Below are 17,034 nucleotides of genomic sequence, written 5' to 3'. Positions count from 1 at the left end.
TTCTAGAAGCGGAAAGTGAGGTCGACGAGCAGACGCAGATCAGTTTCCCGATCACCGTCGTAAGGCCGGTTGATCACACTGAACATGCCGCCCACATCGAACACGTCGTTCCAGGCGTACCGTTGGCCGTAACCGAGCAATGCCATGCCGCCGGTGCCGTGGTCGCGCTGGCTGTAGGTGCCCGCGCCGGCCTGGAATTGCTGGCTCCAGGAAGTCTCGTAGCGGTGGTAGAGCACGTGATTGACGTTGACCAGCGGCATCACGCTGAAGTCCGACTTCGGGTTGAAGTACGGCACGTCGTCGGATTTCGAGTTGTGGCTGGTGCCGACTTCCAGGCCGGCGTCGACCTGAATGTTCGGCGCGGTGTAGATGCTCTCGCGCCCGGTCACCAAGGCTTCGACGCGGTTGTTGCCATCGCTGAAGTGCGACGGGCTGACCGACACGCGCCACTCGCGGCTTTCGTTGGCGCGCCAGCGCAGGAACGCACTGCCGCCGTTGGCCTTGATATCGCTGTTGAGCGCGCGCAGCGGGGTTTCCGCCGAGAGGTATTCGAGGCTGCCGCCGTACTGCCAGTGATCGTTGATGTCGCGGGCTATCGCCAGGCGTGCGCCTTGTTTGTCACCGAAGCCGTAATCGTGATTCGACACCTCGGCTTCGAGGGTCATGTCACGGGTGCGCCGTTCCAGGCCGACCCGCTGGAAACGATGGTGACCGGTGCCTTCGGCGAAATCACCGGTGGCATAACCGGCGCCGGCGAACACGCGCCAATCTTCGTTGATCGGTGGGCTGTAAAGGGTGCTCTGGATACCAAAATCACGGCTGCCGCTGACCGCACCGGCATCGCCGCTGCCGCCACCATTGGCCTTGCCGCCGTAGGCTTCGACGCGCAGTTCGGCCATGTCATGCACTTCCCGTTCGCGAGCCAGACGCTGCACCTGGCGGTTGTCCGGATAACGCGCGACCACATCGTCGACCAGCGCATCGTTCTGCCGCCACTCCTGCAACTCCATCGCGGTGCGCGCCTGAGCGACTTCCAGGCCGGCATCGCGGGGCGCCATGCTCTCGGTTTCCTTGAGCTGGCTTTCCGCGCGGCGCGGCCACTGTCGGGCGAGGTAGAGATCGGCCTGGGCCAGACGCAAGCCAAGGTTGCCCGGCGCCTGATCGACCAGCGTCTGCAAACGCTCTTCACCGTGCGGAAGATCGGAACCGTAGGTACCGGCCTGGGCGGCGAGTTGCTGGGCGTCCATCCATTCGTCGTTGGGGTTGCCGATGGGCAGACCTTTGAGCTCGACGCGCGGACGCTGGGCTTTCGCTGCGTCCTCGGCGACCTTGCGCGCCTCATCGGCGCGGTCGCTTTCTAGCAAGGAGTAATACAGCGCAGTGCTGTCCTCAAGGCGATCACCGACATCGGCGTCCGGCGCCGAAAGCACCTGGCGATACAGATCGGTGGCAGTCTCGGGCTCACGCTGATCGAGATAAGACGCTGCCACCCAGCGCAGGGCATAGGTCGGAATCTCCACGCCTTCGGCTTGCAGCTTTTGATATTCGCTGATGACGTCGGCGGTGCGCGCCCGCGCCTTGAGCGCGCCCATGCGGTCGATGCGCCAGCGCGTCACGTCGTCGTGAGCAGTGGCGTCAGGCGTCCAGGTCGCGAGCAATTTGTCGTAATCGGCCAGCGCGCGGTCGGCGATGACGTAGCGTTCCTTTTCGCTGCGGGTGGCCAGTTCAGCGAGGCGCACGCGTTCGGCGGCGAGATCGCCTTCCAGGCGGCGCAAGGTCACCGGATCAATCAGGCCTGGACGTTGACTGGCCAGCCGCAGCGCCGGTTCTGGCAGGCGGGCCTTTTGCAGGGCGACCACGTACTCGCGGGCAACTTCCGGCTTGTTGCCGGCGCGGATGAAGGCCTGATCGTATTCGAAGAGTGCGTCGTACTGTTTGCCGGCGCGACCGAGTGCGTAGCCCAAGGCGAGACGGCGTGACGGATCGTCGGGTTTGGCGGCAACCAGCGACTGCGCGCGGGTGACGGCCTGATCGGGCTTGCCGGCATCGGCCTGGGTCAGCGCGAGACCCAGTTGCAGGTCGGCGTTGTCCGGCTCCAGCACCAGCGCCTTGTTGTACACCTGGGTGGCCTGATCCCAGCGCTTGAGGTTGCGATAGGCACGCGCAACGGCAGTCAGCGCCTGCACCGGCAGAACGCGGTCACGGCCTTGGGTTTCATAGACCTTGACCACTTCGGCATCGAGCCCGGCCCAACTGGCGATTTGCAGATGATCGCTGATCTGGCCATCGCTGGCCTGGCCAGGCGGCACCTGACGCAGCACGGTCAACGCAGGCGTGTAATGCCCGGCCCGGGCATCGCGCACCATCTCGTCGTAGGGTGTGTCGGCCAACGCCAGCAGCGGCCAGAGCAACTGGCTGCACAGGGCGAATCGGAACAAAGGGCGCAAACCACGATGTAATACAGGGCCATCAATACGCGGCATTTGTCAGCATCCTTACATGGCCAGCCGGGTCGCAATGCCCTCCTTGCCCATTCGTAACGGTGGCCGACAATGACAGCCTTCGGCCAAGCTTGGTGAGGCAGTCTGCACGCAAGCGTAGTCGAGTTTTCACAACGCAATAATTGTTCAGAATCGGCCTGTCTGTACAAAACCCGTACAGCAAAACGCCCGGCGCCTGTTTACACAGGGGCCGGGCGTCTGGAGGGCGCGCGGTGGGCTTATTGCTCTTGGGTGACGCCGGCAAACTTGCTCATGAGGAAGCCGATGAACTGCTCGACGGTCATTTTCTGGCCGTTGAATTCGACCTGATTGGCCGCGTAATGCAGTTTGGTCACCACGTTGGTGCCGTCGGCGACAGCCAATTGCGAGCCGACCGCCATGCCGGCGAACATGTCCGCCGCTTCCTTGGACTGATCGACGATGGCTTTGGCGTCAGTCTGGCCATCGAGTTGCGCCTGCACGCTGAGCAGATCGACGAGCATCGGCTTGGACACTTGAATGTTCAGGTCGAGCAGCGCGATCAGTTGCTTGCCGAGTTGATCCGGCGGCAGGTCCATCGATTGCGGCTTGGTCAGGTCGATCACCAGATTGGCGCGGCTTTCACCGTTGGCGGTGTTGAACGACAGATTCTCCAGCGCCAGTTGCGGGCCGGCCGCCAGCAACTTCTGCAGATCGGCTTTGACCTGGGCGTTTTCCGCTTCGGTCAGATTCAGCTCCGGTGCCGGCAAACCCTGTGCGGCGGCCTCGGCGGCAGCTTTTTCATACGGCTGCAATTTGGTCTGGTAGATCTGCATCAGCGACATGGTCGACGGAATGTCGAGGTTCTTCAGGCTCATGGCCATGGCCGCCGAACCGACTTTCTTGTCGTTGAGCGTCACTTCGCCGATTTTGTAGTCGGCACGCCCCGAGGCGTTGCTGCCGCTTTCTTCGGTGCGGTTCTTCATTTCGAAGTTCTTCACGCCCAGCACCATCGGCTTGGCGCCGAAGGTGGTTTTGCTGCTGGTCACTTCCAGGGTGTTTTCCCCGGTGTAGTAGCCGTAGCTGCTCTTGGCGAGGTTGCTGGCCAGGGTCAGGCCGTTGAGCTCGACCTGCACCGGCGCCTGGTCTTCCGACACGGTGACCAGTTTCAGGTTATCCATGTAACCGTCGGCCTTGACCTTCTGCGCCTGGGCGCTGGCGGCGATGTCCATGCTCAGACCGGAAAACTTCAGGCTCGACTGCTCATCCAGCGCAGTTTCGAACGGCACCAGGTTGAGGGTGCTGGTGGTCGATTCGTCGTAGCCGATGTTGGTCACGCCCTTGAGCGGCGCGGCGCCGTTGGTGGCGGCGAACCATTTTTCCGTGGACGGGCTCTTTTCCAGCTCGTAGTTGCTGGTGGCCATGACCGGCAGCCACTTCAGCGAAACCAGACGCGAGAACGGCAGCGGGCCGTGTTCGATGTGGTCGACGAACAGCAGCTCGACCGGCGCATCGCCGAACATCTCGCCCTCGCCCTTGAGGCGATAGTGCGCGGTGCTGGTGAAGGTGTGGCGTTCCAGCGACACCAGTTCCAGCGACGCGGTGCCGTTGGAGCCGGCCATGGCGGTCTGCAGCTCTTTGTTGGCGTTGGTCACGGCGTTGTTCAGTACGCCTTCGATCTTGGTCCCGGTGTACCAGGCCCCGCCTGCGCTGATCGCGCCGATGGCAACAACAATTCCGAGAAGCACGCCTGCTGATTTATTCATGAATGACCTGATCGGTTTCCGTGGCTGTGGATGAAGTCGTCTTCCTTGAACCCGGGATCGGGTCGCGGCTCGACTGTGCGCAATTAAGCGATGGAGATTAGCACCGGGCGCGGGCAACGGCCCAATGTTTAAAGGTTAAAGAGTGTCTATGGCGGGAATGGACAGTCGGCAGGAGCGAAGAGTTTCGGTGTTTTTGCGGGCCTCTTCGCGAGCAGGCTCGCTCCAACCAGGACAGTGCTGTACCTGTGGGAGCGAGCCTGCTCGCGAAGAGGTCGGTGGCTTCCCAGCAAATCAGGAGTACTGCACCTCGATTTCATCCAGCTGATGATCAAAGCTCTTCAGCCGCGCGGTCCAGGTATACACCAGCACTTCAAAGTCGCGATCGATCACCGCTCCGCCGGTGGTATCCGCTCGCACATCGCAGAAATCCAGCTGATAGCGTTCACGGGCCATGGCCGTGGCGACGTCGGACAGCTCGCGGGCGTTGTTCAGCCAGTGCCAGCCGTCATCGGCGATCTGCTTGTCGAGTTCCAGGCATTGCTTCTTCAGGGCTTCGAGGCTTTTTTCCAGCGGCGTGCCGGTGAGCTCGCCCATGACTTCGGCGAAGGTTCGCCCGGGCTGCCAATAGCTGCCCCAGAAGTAGCGGTCGAACACGGTTTCGACCCGGCGCAGGGCGACTTTGGTGTCCCAGATCAGCACGAGCATCCTGCCCCGTTCGAGCTGGCGCTTCTTGACACGTTGCAGCTGAATCGAGGTCCACGCGACGACGACGATCGCCATCACCGCGATCAGCGCAACGGCGCTGTCGAGGAAGATCATCGCCGTATCGATCTGGTGGGCCAGCATGATCCCGTAGAAATACGTGGCCGAGAGCAGCACCAGTGCGACCAGAGCGCACCAGAAGCCGAGAGCGTAAGGGTTTTTCATTATTGGTTTCCCCTGGGCCAGCACGAGCAATGTGCATTGCAGGAGCGCTTGGCATGGGGCGCCCCTCCAACACTTCAAAGCATAGCAACGGCCTCAGGGTTTGCTGGCGCTCGAGGTGTTCGTTCGTCCGCTTTCCCAGCCACCGCCCAGGGCGAGGAACAAATCGATCTGGCTCATTGCGACCTGGGTATTGGCGGCGGCCAGTTGCGCGGTGACATCGGTATAGGTGCGGGTCGCTTGCAGGTCGGCAAGGAACGATTCGCGGCCGGCCTGGAAGAAGCGGTGCGTCTGCTCGGCGGCGAGCTTGGCCGACTGCTCGGCGTCGGCCAGCGCATCGCGGCGTTGCAGCAGCGCGCTGTACTGGGCCAGACCGGTTTGGGTTTCGCGGATGGCGTTGAGCACCACGCCGTCGAAATGCGCCAGCGCGCCTTGAGTGTTGGCCTCGGCTTCACGAATGCGCGCACGGGCGCCGTTGGTCGGTACTTTCCAGCTCAACGACGGGCCGAAGCCCCAGCGGTTGGTCGACGGGTCGCCGAGGTCATCAATGATGCCGACGGTGCCGATGGTCGCGCCGATGCTGATGTCCGGGTACAGCTCGCCGGTGGCAATGCCGATGCCGGCGGTTGCCGCCGCGAGGCGACGTTCAGCCTGACGAATGTCGGGACGGCGCTTGAGCAGCGCAGCGCCGTCACCGACCGGCACCAGTTGCGCGATCTTCGGCAACTCGGCGCAACTGGCGGTACCTGCCGGCAACTGTTCGACCGGTTTGGCCAGCAGCATCGACAGACGAAACAGCCCGGCCTGACGCGCTGCTTCATAGCGCGGCAAGTCGGCGCGCAGGGATTTGAATTGGGTCTGCGAACGGGTGACCTGAGTCTCGTCACCACGCCCGGCATCGCGCAGGCGCTGGATCAGCGTGGTGCTCTGCGATTGCAGATCGAGAGAGTGCTCGGCGATTTCCCGCTCTTCGTTGGCTGCGCAGACCTGGGTGTAAGCACGAACCACGTCCGCCACCAACGTGATACGCGCCGTGTCGGCGGCGGCCTGAGTCGCATCGGCATTGGCTTTGGCCGCTTCGATGCCGCGTTGCAACGTGCCCCACAGGTCGAACTGGTACGAAGCGCTGATGCCGATATCGGCAATGTTGGCCACCGGGACTTTCTCCGGCAGCAGGAACGCCTGACCGGATTCCTGCAAACGTTGCGCGCCCATTTTCACCCCGCCGCTCCAGCCACCAGCGGCCTCGGCTTCATCCACCTGAGCACGTGCCCGCGACAGGTTCGCCGCCGCTACACGCAAATCGGTGTTGGAAGCCATGGCCTGCTGTACCAGTTGATCGAGGCGCGGGTCTTTATACAGCCGCCACCAGTCCGCCGGCACCGGCGCCGAGACCACCGGTTTGCCGGCGACTGCCAGCTCACCCTGAATATCCTTGCGCTGCACCGCCGCGTCGGCGGGCACCTGATAATCCGGGCCGACCATCTGACAGGCCGAGAGCATCACGCCCAACCCGGCGATCAACCAGGCCCTGCTCATGGCTGCGACTCCTCATGTTGGTCGTCGATGATCGACACGGTGGCGGTACGCCCGGCAATCATGCGGAAGTCGGCCGGCACCTCATCAAAAGCGATGCGCACCGGAATCCGCTGCGCCAGGCGTACCCAACTGAACGCCGGGTTGACGTTGGGCAGCAGGTTGCTGCCGCTGGTGCGGTCGCGGTCTTCGATGCCGGCGACGATGCTTTCGACATGTCCGCGCAACCGCGCGCGGTCGCCGATCACGCGGATATCCACCGATTGCCCGACGTGGATGCCGTCGAGTTTGGTTTCTTCAAAATAGCCGTCGATGTGGAAGGAGTTGCTGTCGACCACCGACAACACCGGGCGCCCGGCGGTGACGAATTCCTGCGGACGCGGCGCGCGGTCGTTGACGTAACCGTCGACCGGGCTGCGGATCACCGAACGATCAAGGTTGAGCTGCGCACTGTCGACCGCCACCAAGGCTTCGGCCAATGCCGATTGTGCACGGGCGACGCGCGACTGGCTTTCTTCCAGCTGTTCGGCCGGCACCAGATTGCCGAGACCGCGGTTACGCTTAGCTTCACGCTGGGCCTGGGCAAGGGTTTCTTCGCGATCGGCAACGGCGGCCTTGGCCTGGCGCAGGGCCAGTTTGAAGCGATCCTGGTCGATGCTGAACAGCACCTGACCACGCTTGATCAACTGGTTGTCCTTTACCTCGACCTGCTGGATCAGCCCGGAAACGTCCGGGGCGATCTGGATGATGTCGGCGCGAATATGGCCGTCGCGGGTCCACGGCGCGAACATGTAATACATCACCATGCGCCAGACGAGGACAACGGCAAAAGTCACGATCAGCAGGGTCAGGACCACGCGACCGATGGTCAGAAACGGTTTTTTCATGTCATCAGGTATCGACTGAGTGAGTCCACGCCGTACAGCAGCACGGCGTAGAGCGCCACGTTGAACAATGCCCGGTGCCAGACCAGACGGTAAAAGTGCAGGCGTTGCAGCACGCCATGCACCAACAAAAACAGCACGTAAGTGATGCCCATCAGCACCAGCAGGGTCGGCAGGAAGATGCCGCTGATATCCAGATCACCGATCATAGGGGCGCTCCATCGGGCAGCGGTTCTTCGGGCTCGGCGCTGGAGACGAACTCGACGCCGGGCAGCAAGGCCAGACGCAGACCGCTCAAGGCGTGCAACAAGTGTCGACGGGTTTCATCGTCACCCTGGCCGTTCAGCGCACGGCGGGTACGATCGAGGGTCATCAGCAGACCGCTCGGTGCCGGCAGGCGCTCGTCGGCTTTGAGGCAGGCGCGAAAATACTCGCCGACCTCGCCCACCACTTGTCGCAGCAGGGCGTTTGGCACGCCAGTGACGCGCGGGGTGTAGGCAAGCAGATCGAGCATGTTCAGACCGACACGCACTTCACGCATGGCAATACCGGTGTCCTGACCGGTCAGGGCCAGACGCGGCAGGTGCTGCATCAGCCGATCGAGCAACTGCACGCCCAAATGCCGATGCTCGGCGAGGCTGGCTGGCTCGGTCATGCTGACAATGTCTTTCCAACTGAATCGGGTCAGGCGCTTGGCCGCCAGCTCGGCGCCGAACGGTCGCGCCACCAGCGTCCAGATAAAAGCGAACAACAGCCCCAGCGGCCCGGCGAGATTGGAGTTGGCAAAGGCGAAAAAGTCCGCGTCGTAAGCACCCTGAATACTGATGAACGACGAGGTATTAACCAGCGTCAGCAGCATGCCGAGGTAGAAGCGCGGCTGCACGGTCAGCGTGCCGACGCAAATGAACGGCACGGCAAACGCCAGCACCAGCATCGGGAAATCATGCAGGTTGGGCAGAATCAGAAACAGATAAAGACTGGCGAACAGCACCGACATCCCGGTCCAGAAAAAGAACCGGTAAATCTGCGGCGCCGGGTCGTCCATCGAGGCAAAGAAGCTGCACGCCACCGCTGCCAGGATCACCGCGCTGCCGCCGTCCGGCCAGCCGAGCAGGATCCACAGCACCGAAGCAACGATGATCGCCAGAATGGTCGAGGTCACCGAGTAGAGCATCAGCCCGCGATCGATGAACGGCGTCAACCGGCCCAGGCGCCAATGGCGGTACACCGCGCGCCAGCTGTCTTGGCGCTCGCACAGAATCGCATCCTGCAGGCTGCGGCAGTCCTGCCACAGATCGATGAACTCACCGAGGCGGTAGATCGCATTGGAGAACAGCAACTGTTTGCGCTCCTCCAGCGCTTCGGCGCTCGGTTGCAACGCGTCGAGTTGATCTCTGAGTGCTTGCCAGCGCTCGAGACTGGCGTCCGCGTAGCCCAGCCATTCCCGGGTCGCGGTCAGCAACGGCTGGAATTTCTCCACCAGTTCCGGGGTGCGGCGTTCGAGGGCGTACAGCGAATCCTCAAGGGCATCGATCACCGGCAACAGATGGATCATGCGCCCGCGCAATTCCTTGGTGTTGCGCACGGTTTGTGGCCGCGCGCCTTCGTGGGGCAACTGGCCGATCATCAACTCGAGGCTGTTGAAGTTGGCGACCATGGCCATGCGCAGCGCGGTGACTTCTTCCGGCTGCACATCGCGGCTGAGAAACTTCAGGCTGTAGCTCGTCGCATCGGCGAACCACTTGCTCACCGCATCGTTGAACACCGGCGCCAGCCGTCGCGGCCAGAACATCGCACCGACCACCGCAGCGACGGCGATGCCAAGGAAAATCTCTTCGGTACGCGCCTCGGCCACGTCCCACACCGCCAGCGGATTATCGACCACCGGCAGGGCAATCAGCGGCAAGGTGTAGCCGGCCAGCATCAGCGCATAGCTGTTGGCCGTGCGCAGATGCAGGGACATGAACAGCAGAATGCCGGTCCACAACGCGATCACCACCACCAGCACATAGGGGCTCTGCACGAACATCGGCACGAATAGCACCGCCGCCGCTGCGCCGAGAAATGTACCGGCCGCGCGGTACAGCGCTTTGGAGCTGGTCGGGCCGAGAAACGGGCTGGAGACGATGTACACCGTGGCCATCGCCCAATACGGACGCGGCATTTGCATGAGCAAGGCGATGTACAGCGCAATCATCGACGCTGCAAAAGTACGGACCCCGTAAAACCAGTCACGGGCCGGCGGCATGCCAGTGAAAAAACCGTTCAAGAATTGACCACCACAGGCGAACTCGCCGCCTCAAAAGCCCTCAGTACCCGAAGCGTAGCTTCCAGATCGCTGCGCTCGATGCCTTCCAGCACCTCATGACGCAAGCGCACCAGCTCGGCCTCCACCGCCTGCACCAGCTCGCGGCCGGTATCGGTAAGGCTCAGGCACTTGGCGCGGCGATCCTGAGCATCTTCGGTGCGACAGACGTAACCGGCGTGGCACAGCTGATCGAGCAAGCGCACCAGCGAAGGACTCTCCATCCCCGCAGCCTGGGCGACTTGCACCTGACGCACGCCCTCGCCCAAACGCCCGATCATCAACAAGGGCACGGCGCAGGCTTCGGAAATTCCATAGTTGACCAGCGTGGTCTGGCAGATCTTCCGCCAATGCCGGGCGGCCACCACCATGGCGCTGCTGATGTTCATCTGGAGACTGTCGAGAGAATCGGACACGGGATAACGGACACTGTTAGTTTGCTAACTATCAATATCGCATTGGAGGGGAATTTCAGTCAAGTTTTGAAACAAATCTCCCCACGCTTGGCCGAGGCGTACCACGAGTTGGATTTGTAATTTTTCGAAGGAAAAATCTAATGCGACGGACAAAACGAAATTTTTTTTACAGTAAGGAGGTTTTTTTTACATCTGAGCCTTTTCGCGCAATTTTTTTACATGCTGCGCCTCATGCCAGACGATACATCAACTGATCCCACACCTTGGTGGCCCAGTCCGGTCACTCAAGAATCTCATCGACAAACATCGGCCACTTGAATAAAGCGGGGGCTCGTTCAACGGTTCCTGGCAGCATCGTAAACGCTGCTGCGTTCGCGCTTGCCAACCGCTAGCACGGAAACCACGACTCGTTCGTCGATGACTTGGTAAACCAATCGATATCCCGAGGCTTTGAGTTTGATTTTGTAGCAGTCGGGCATGCCGTGCAGTGCGTCAGCCGGGATTCTGGGAAGCTTCAGCCTCTCACCTAGCTTCTTTTTGAATTGCTCACGCAATGTATGACCCAGCTTGTTCCACTCTTTGTGTGCAGACGGCAGAAACTCAAGCTTATAAGTCATCCAGGCTTACCGAAATGGGCGTTTCGTGGAGGCGCGAACGAACGATGTCAGCCAGCTCAAGATCATCAAGCCGCTCCATCATCGCTTCGTAAACTTCGGCCGGCACCATATAACCCATGACGCGATTGTGGTTGAGGACAGCGACGGCCCCCCCATGTGCACCGTTCAACACGGCAGTAGGATTTTTCTTTAGTTCAGAGACACTGACAGCCATATCGGCAAGAACACTTTGCATAATAAGGACCTCAAATTAGGACGTGATTTTGGTCTATTTATACCCAATGGACAACTGCGGCGTTCGACGAGGATACAAACTTCGCAATGATCACCCCACACGCCCCTTCCGCAACATCACATTCAACTGATCCACCACCTCCGCCCAATCCGCATCATCCAGAATCTCCTCGCGCAGAAACTGCGCCTGACCTGCTGTCCAGAAAAACGCGTCAGCCAGATGCAAATCCGGTTTGAGCGGTGAATGGCTGGCGATGAATTGTTCGATGCCGGTCGGATCGTCATCGAGGCCGAGTTGTTTGAACAGGGCCGGCAGGCTGTGCTGCGGATTTTCCATGATGCAACTCCTCTGCAATTCAGGTCCGGCGTTGCGCCGTTTGCTGCAATGGAGTTGATCATAGCTGGCGCTGCGGGTTCAGGGTCTGGCGACGTCAGGTGAGCCTGCGGCCAGTTGCGCTGCTGGATAGACCGATTGCCACCCGCCGCCCAACGCTTTGTACAAACCGACCATCGCCAGGGAAACGCCGGTCGAGCTTTCCACCCATTGTTCCTGCGTGGCGAGCAAGGCGCTTTGCACGGTGAGGACATTGACGAAATCGACCACGCCTTCGACGTATTGCTGTTGCGCAGTACGCAGGGCGATCTGGTTCTGATGCACGGCTTCGGCGAGGCTGTCGCGACGGCGCTGGCTGGCGTTGTAGGCGGTCAGTTGATCATCGATTTCATGCCAGGCACGCAGCACGGTTTGCTGGTAGGCGATGGCCGCTTCCTGCTGTTGGGCTTCACGCAGTTGCAGCATGCCGCGCAAGCGACCGCCGTCGAACAACGGCAAGCTGAATTGCGGGCCGATGGCAAAGGCGCGCGAGCCCCATGAACCGAAATCGCTCAGTTGCATGGCCTGTGAACCGAAGTTGCCGGACAGGGTGATGCGCGGATAGAAATCACCCTTGGCCACACCGATGTTGGCGGTGGCGGCGTGCAGACGCGCTTCGGCCTGGCGGATATCCGGGCGGCGTTCGGCCAATTGCGACGGCAGGCCGATGGCGACTTGCAGTGGCGACTGCGGCACTGCCGCGTCTGTGGATAACGCTTGAGCGAGGGCCTGCGGCGGTTCGCCCATCAGCAGACTGATCGCGTTGATCAGTTGCGCCTGACGCTGCTCGAGCGCCGGCAGCCGTGCCTCGATGGCGGCGACTTGCGCGGCAGCTTCGGCGACGTCCAGGTCGGTCGCCACGCCATCGGCCAGCCGCAGCTGCGAGAGTTTCAGGCTGTGGCGGGCGACGTCGAGGTTCTGCTCGGTGACGGCGCGGGTGTTCTGCACGCCGCGCAGCTGAATGTAGTTTTGCGCTGTGTCGGCGAGCACGGTCAGCAGTACGTCACGACGGTCGTTTTCTGCCACTTCGAGATTGGCATCAGCGGCTTCGGTTTCACGGCGCACGCGGCCCCAGAAGTCCAGTTCCCATGACGCCAAGAAGCCGGCATCCCACAGGTTGAAGGCCTCGGCGCCGTTATTTCCCGATGGATCGTTCAAGCCTTTGCCACTGTTGCGTTTGCGCCCGTAGCTGCCGCTGGCGGTGCTGTGCGGATAACGCTCGGCGGTGATCACCTGGCGCGCGGCGCGGCTTTGTTGCAGGCGGCTGCTGGCCAGTTGCAGGTCGAGGTTGTTGTTCAGCGCGCGCTGGGTGAGTGCGGAAAGTTGCGGGTCGTGGAAGGTTTCCCACCAGCGTTCGTTCAGGGGCTCGCTGACGGCCTGGCTCGGGGCGGATTGGCTCGGTTTGGCCCAGTCGGCAGGCTGCTTGGTTTCGGGTTTCTGGAAGTCTGGGCCGACAGTGCAGGCGGTGAGACTCATTGTGAGCAAGGCACTGAAGGTTAGCTGCTGCCACTGGCTTTTTCGCGAGCAGGCTCGCTCCCACATTCTGCAATGCGTTGTCCCTGTGGGAGCGAGCCTGCTCGCGAAGGCGCCAGCCGATTCAACACCGATCATCGCTGCGTCACCTCGCGCCCGGACGCCTTTGAGCTGGCGGTATCAATACTCGCCTCGACCGACATCCCCACCCGCAACCGCTCGGCCAGTGGCTGGCCCGGTTCCAGCAAGATCTTCACCGGAATCCGCTGCACAACCTTGGTGAAATTACCGGTGGCGTTATCCGGTTTCACCGCCGCAAAGGTCACGCCCGTTGCCGGCGCAATGCTCTCGACGCGGCCAGTCAGGGCTTCACCGCCCAAGCTGTCGACCCGCACTTGCACACCCTGCCCGGGCTGCACGTCGGTCAACTGGGTTTCCTGAAAATTGGCCACCACATAGGCCTGCTGCAACGGCACCACCGCCAACAGTTTGCTGCCCGGGGTGACGTAGGCGCCGACGCGCACCGCACGCTCGCCGATCATGCCGTCCTGCGGCGCGGTGATGCGTGTGTAAGAGAGGTTGAAACTGGCGATTTCCAGTGCCGCCTGCGCGTGTTTCAGATTGCCTTCAGCGGCGTTGCGCTGGGCAGTGAGGATTTCGACTTGTTTGCGTTCGGCCGCCAGTTTCGCCGTCGCGGTGTCGAGACGCGCCGAGGCCTGATCGATGCGCGTGCGCGCCTGCTGCGCGTTCTGCACGGTGCCGGCGCCGACACCGGCGAGATGGTTGTAGCGGTTCAGTTCCTGCTGCGCAAAAGCCATTTCCGCTTTGGCCGAGACCACTGTGGCCTGCGCCTGAGCAATCAGCGACGCCTGCCGCTCCAGGGTCGCGCTGGCGTTCTGCAACTGCGCACGCGCGACCAGGGTTTGCGCATCCGCCGCTTCCGCCGCTGCGCGCAGATCACGGTCATCGATCAGCGCCAACAATTGCCCAGCCTTGACCTGCTGATTGTCTTCGACCAGCACCTGCTTGATGAACCCGGCCACGCGCGGCACCACCAGCGTGTAGTCGGCGGAGACGAAGGCGTCGTTGGTGGTTTGCTCGGTGCGTTGGCCGAACAGCCCGGGCATTGCCAGGTACACCAGCACGCCCACCGCCAGCGCGGCAGCCACGGCCACCGCGAGTTTTTGCTTGGATTGAGTCATAAAAAACCTTCAGTTTCAGTACAGCGATCAGGTCGGCGCGCGCGGCGGATAAATCCGCGTCGGCAGCCAGAAAATCAGCAGAATCAACGCCACGGCAACGCCGGCCATGCACAGGTACAAATCGGACGAAGTCAGCACCACCGCCTGCTCATGCACGCGGTGAGCGAGACCCGGATCGCTGTGATCGGCCAGCGGCGAATTGCCGAGGCTGTCGACCAACATGGTCGAATGGAAATGCAGGCGCGCGGTGGTCAGCGCTTCGATGACGCCGGTGGCAACCACGGCAGCCAGGCCTTTGACGGTGTTGAACCACGCCGACGCGAACGGCCCTTCCATCGGCGTGATGCTGCCGGTCGACAACATCAGCAGCGGCAATACCGCCATCGGCTGGCCGAAAATCTGCAGCCATTGCAGGACGTAGAAATCATCGCGAATCCAGACCGAAGTCAGGTGCGAACCGCCGAGGCAGGACAGCGCGAGCATGCTCAGACCAATGCCGAGCACCCAGCGGCAATCGACCCAGCGCAAGTTGCATAGCGCCGCCACCAATGGCAGCGCGATCAACTGCGGCAGCGCGGCAATGAGCATGATCGGCGCGGTTTGCGCCGGACGATAACCCTGCACCTGGGCCAGATAACTCGACGGAATCAGCACCACCGCCAGCAGCACGATCAGCACCCCGGCGAGGGTGATCAGGGCGAACAACAGGTTGCGGATGCCGAGCATCTGCAGTTTGAAAAACGGAATCGGCTGCGACCACTCATTGATCAGAAACGCCACCAGCAGCAGCGAACCGGCACCAAGCAATCCACAGATCAGATTCGACTCGAACCAGTCCAGTCGATTGCCCTGCAACAAACCGATCACCAGCATGCAGATCGCCGGAAAGCCCAGCAGCAGGCCCTTCCAGTTGAACGTCTTGAGACGTTCCAGCCGCAGCGGATCCTGCGGCAATCCGTAAGCCACTGCGGCCATGGCGATCAGGCACGGCACGATGATCTGCCAGAACGTCCACTGCCAGCCGACGTATTCAGTCCACAGACCGGCCAGCGGCGTGCCGAGTCCCGGGCCGAAAGTCGCGGTCAGGGCGTAGCCGGCCAGTCCGTAGAGTTTGATGTTCGCCGGGAGAAAGCGCAGTGCGACGGTCATCAGCATCGGCGGCAATGCACCACCGGCGAGGCCCTGGAGGATGCGCATCAGCAGCAGACTTTCGTAGTTCGGGGCGAACGGGCACAGCACGCCGAGCAAGGTAAACAGGCCGATCGCGCAGAGGGTGAAGCGGCGCAGCGAGAAGGTCACCGAGCACCACGGCGCGAAGGCCATGGCCGCGACCGACGTCGCCGTGTAGCTGGCGACCAGCCAGGTGCCTTCGTCGTAGCCGATGTGCAGCGCGCCGCGAATATCGGCGAGCGCGACTTTGGTGACCATCTCGTTGAGGCCCGAGACCAGCACGGCCAACAGCACGCCGACCAGACCAATGATGATCCGCGCCCCGAACACCGCAGGCGCAGCCGCCGTTGCCGGGCTGGTCGCGGCGAGAGGCGCCGGGACCGTCAGGGATGTCATGAATGAAAACTCCGGGGGTGAAATACCGGAGCATTTTAGTGGGGCTTGATGCTGACGAAAATTGACTTATGGGCAGGTTATAAGTGCATTTCGTGCAGTATTTAAATCCCCCTGTGGGAGCGAGCTTGCTCGCGAATGCGTCAGGTCAGCTGTATTAACGGCGACTGACAAACTGCTTTCGCGAGCAAGCTCGCTCCCACAGGGTTTGGTGTTGGCGCAGAGATCAGGGCTGTGCCGCCAGCCATGTCTCATCGCAGCAGGTCTTGAGGGTTTCACGCAGCCAGCGGTGGGCCGGGTCCTTGTCGAAGCGCGGGTGCCAGGCCTGGGTCAGCATGAGCATGGGCAGCGGAATCGGCAGATCGAATGAACGCAGTTTCAGGCCCAGCCGCCGCACGCTGAGCAGGGCTTCTTTGGGCACCGGCAAGATCAGGTCGGAGTCGGGCAAGGCAAACATCGCCGCGTGGAAACTCGGCGCGATCACCGCCACTCGACGCTCCAGCCCCAACGCATTCAACGCCGTGTCGATCGGGCCGCGAGCGATGCCACGCCGCGACATGCTGATGTGGGAAAAACCGGCGTAGCGCTCAGCCGTGATTTCGCCATCGAGCAACGGATGATTCTCGCGCACCAGGCCGACGAAATGCGTGGAGAACAGGTTCTGCACTTTCACTTCCGGCGTAAGCGGACGGGTGTTGCTGACGCTAAGATCGATGCGTCCTTCGCGCAGCGCCTCATCGTCGCCGTCGCCTTCCGGGACGAAGCGCAATTCGCAATACGGGGCGAGCTGGTCGAGGGTGTCGAACAGCTTGCCGCCGTAAACGCCGACGAAGAAATCATTGGCGCGGATGCTGAAGCGCCGGCGCAAGGTGCACAGCTCGACGCTATCGGCGGAGCGAAACAGCAGCGCCGCCTGCTCGACCACGTCGCGCACCTGTTCGCGCAGTTCGAGGGCTTTGGGGGTCGGCACCAGGCCACGCCCGGCGCGCACCAGAATCGGATCGCCGATGGCTTCGCGGATCCGTGTCAGTGTGCGGCTCATGGCCGCCGGACTGAGGTTCATCCGCCGCGCCGCACCGACCACACTGCCCTCGTCGAGCAAGGCATCGAGGGCAACCAGAAGGTTCATGTCCGGGAGTTGCATGCTGAGCACTCTTGGCTGATCTGGATTGATCCGGGCGCAATGCTAACAAACATCCCTCAAGAGTGACGATGCCAGCGCTGGCCTCTTCGCGAGCAGGCTCGCTCCCACCTTGGAATGCGTTCTCATGTGGGGCGAGCC

General features: G+C 62.0%; 15 protein-coding genes. All 15 read right to left on the bottom strand.

All coding sequences use genetic code 11. From position 1 onward, the window contains the following. Positions 1–2: 2 nt before the first annotated feature. Positions 3–2,483, bottom strand: a complete 2,481-nt coding sequence (gene pgaA, locus QMX86_RS15120; RefSeq protein ID WP_282385397.1) for a poly-beta-1,6 N-acetyl-D-glucosamine export porin PgaA — start codon at positions 2,481–2,483, stop codon at positions 3–5. Between the two features lie 236 nt (positions 2,484–2,719). Continuing rightward, positions 2,720–4,225 (bottom strand): YdgA family protein, encoded by a 1,506-nt coding sequence (locus QMX86_RS15115; RefSeq protein WP_016772258.1) that lies wholly within the window; start codon positions 4,223–4,225, stop codon positions 2,720–2,722. Positions 4,226–4,516: 291 nt separating this feature from the next. Continuing rightward, entirely contained in the window at positions 4,517–5,152 is a 636-nt protein-coding gene (locus tag QMX86_RS15110) for an NADH:ubiquinone oxidoreductase subunit N (RefSeq protein WP_071174014.1), read from the bottom strand. Positions 5,153–5,245: 93 nt separating this feature from the next. Next, complete coding sequence (locus tag QMX86_RS15105) at positions 5,246–6,688, bottom strand: efflux transporter outer membrane subunit (protein ID WP_282387075.1); 1,443 nt, start codon at positions 6,686–6,688, stop codon at positions 5,246–5,248. Further along, positions 6,685–7,572, bottom strand: coding sequence for an HlyD family secretion protein (locus QMX86_RS15100; RefSeq protein ID WP_073471476.1), 888 nt, complete (start codon positions 7,570–7,572; stop codon positions 6,685–6,687). Before QMX86_RS15100 ends, QMX86_RS15105 begins: the two co-directional genes overlap by 4 nt. Beyond that, a complete protein-coding gene (locus tag QMX86_RS15095; RefSeq protein WP_016772264.1) occupies positions 7,569–7,778 on the bottom strand; it encodes a DUF1656 domain-containing protein in 210 nt (69 codons plus the stop codon). Before QMX86_RS15095 ends, QMX86_RS15100 begins: the two co-directional genes overlap by 4 nt. Beyond that, positions 7,775–9,838: an FUSC family protein gene (locus QMX86_RS15090; RefSeq protein ID WP_122508368.1), complete on the bottom strand. Its 2,064-nt coding sequence runs from the start codon at positions 9,836–9,838 to the stop codon at positions 7,775–7,777. Before QMX86_RS15090 ends, QMX86_RS15095 begins: the two co-directional genes overlap by 4 nt. Beyond that, positions 9,835–10,263, bottom strand: a complete 429-nt coding sequence (locus tag QMX86_RS15085; protein WP_016772266.1) for a MarR family transcriptional regulator — start codon at positions 10,261–10,263, stop codon at positions 9,835–9,837. The genes QMX86_RS15090 and QMX86_RS15085 overlap by 4 nt, the downstream gene beginning before the upstream one ends. 362 nt (positions 10,264–10,625) lie before the next feature. Then, a complete protein-coding gene (locus QMX86_RS15080; protein WP_252877214.1) occupies positions 10,626–10,907 on the bottom strand; it encodes a type II toxin-antitoxin system RelE/ParE family toxin in 282 nt (93 codons plus the stop codon). Then, positions 10,897–11,142, bottom strand: a complete 246-nt coding sequence (locus QMX86_RS15075; RefSeq protein ID WP_041477418.1) for a type II toxin-antitoxin system Phd/YefM family antitoxin — start codon at positions 11,140–11,142, stop codon at positions 10,897–10,899. Before QMX86_RS15075 ends, QMX86_RS15080 begins: the two co-directional genes overlap by 11 nt. A gap of 90 nt (positions 11,143–11,232) precedes the next feature. After that, positions 11,233–11,478: a DUF2789 domain-containing protein gene (locus tag QMX86_RS15070; protein ID WP_110644740.1), complete on the bottom strand. Its 246-nt coding sequence runs from the start codon at positions 11,476–11,478 to the stop codon at positions 11,233–11,235. A gap of 78 nt (positions 11,479–11,556) precedes the next feature. Beyond that, positions 11,557–13,125: an efflux transporter outer membrane subunit gene (locus QMX86_RS15065; RefSeq protein ID WP_282390398.1), complete on the bottom strand. Its 1,569-nt coding sequence runs from the start codon at positions 13,123–13,125 to the stop codon at positions 11,557–11,559. Next, positions 13,122–14,189: an HlyD family secretion protein gene (locus tag QMX86_RS15060; RefSeq protein ID WP_282387792.1), complete on the bottom strand. Its 1,068-nt coding sequence runs from the start codon at positions 14,187–14,189 to the stop codon at positions 13,122–13,124. The genes QMX86_RS15065 and QMX86_RS15060 overlap by 4 nt, the downstream gene beginning before the upstream one ends. Before the next feature lie 27 nt (positions 14,190–14,216). Beyond that, positions 14,217–15,755, bottom strand: coding sequence for an MFS transporter (locus QMX86_RS15055; protein ID WP_282387794.1), 1,539 nt, complete (start codon positions 15,753–15,755; stop codon positions 14,217–14,219). 223 nt (positions 15,756–15,978) lie between these two features. Then, positions 15,979–16,896 carry a LysR family transcriptional regulator gene (locus QMX86_RS15050; RefSeq protein ID WP_243241557.1) on the bottom strand — a complete coding sequence of 306 codons (918 nt, stop codon included), beginning with the start codon at positions 16,894–16,896 and terminating at the stop codon, positions 15,979–15,981. Positions 16,897–17,034 lie beyond the last annotated feature (138 nt).

It is taken from the genome of Pseudomonas sp. PS01270 (assembly GCF_029959775.1).
Lineage (GTDB): Bacteria > Pseudomonadota > Gammaproteobacteria > Pseudomonadales > Pseudomonadaceae > Aquipseudomonas > Aquipseudomonas atacamensis.
The sequence above is the reverse complement of the archived record's forward strand: the minus strand, read 5'-3'. Positions and strand labels throughout refer to the sequence as shown.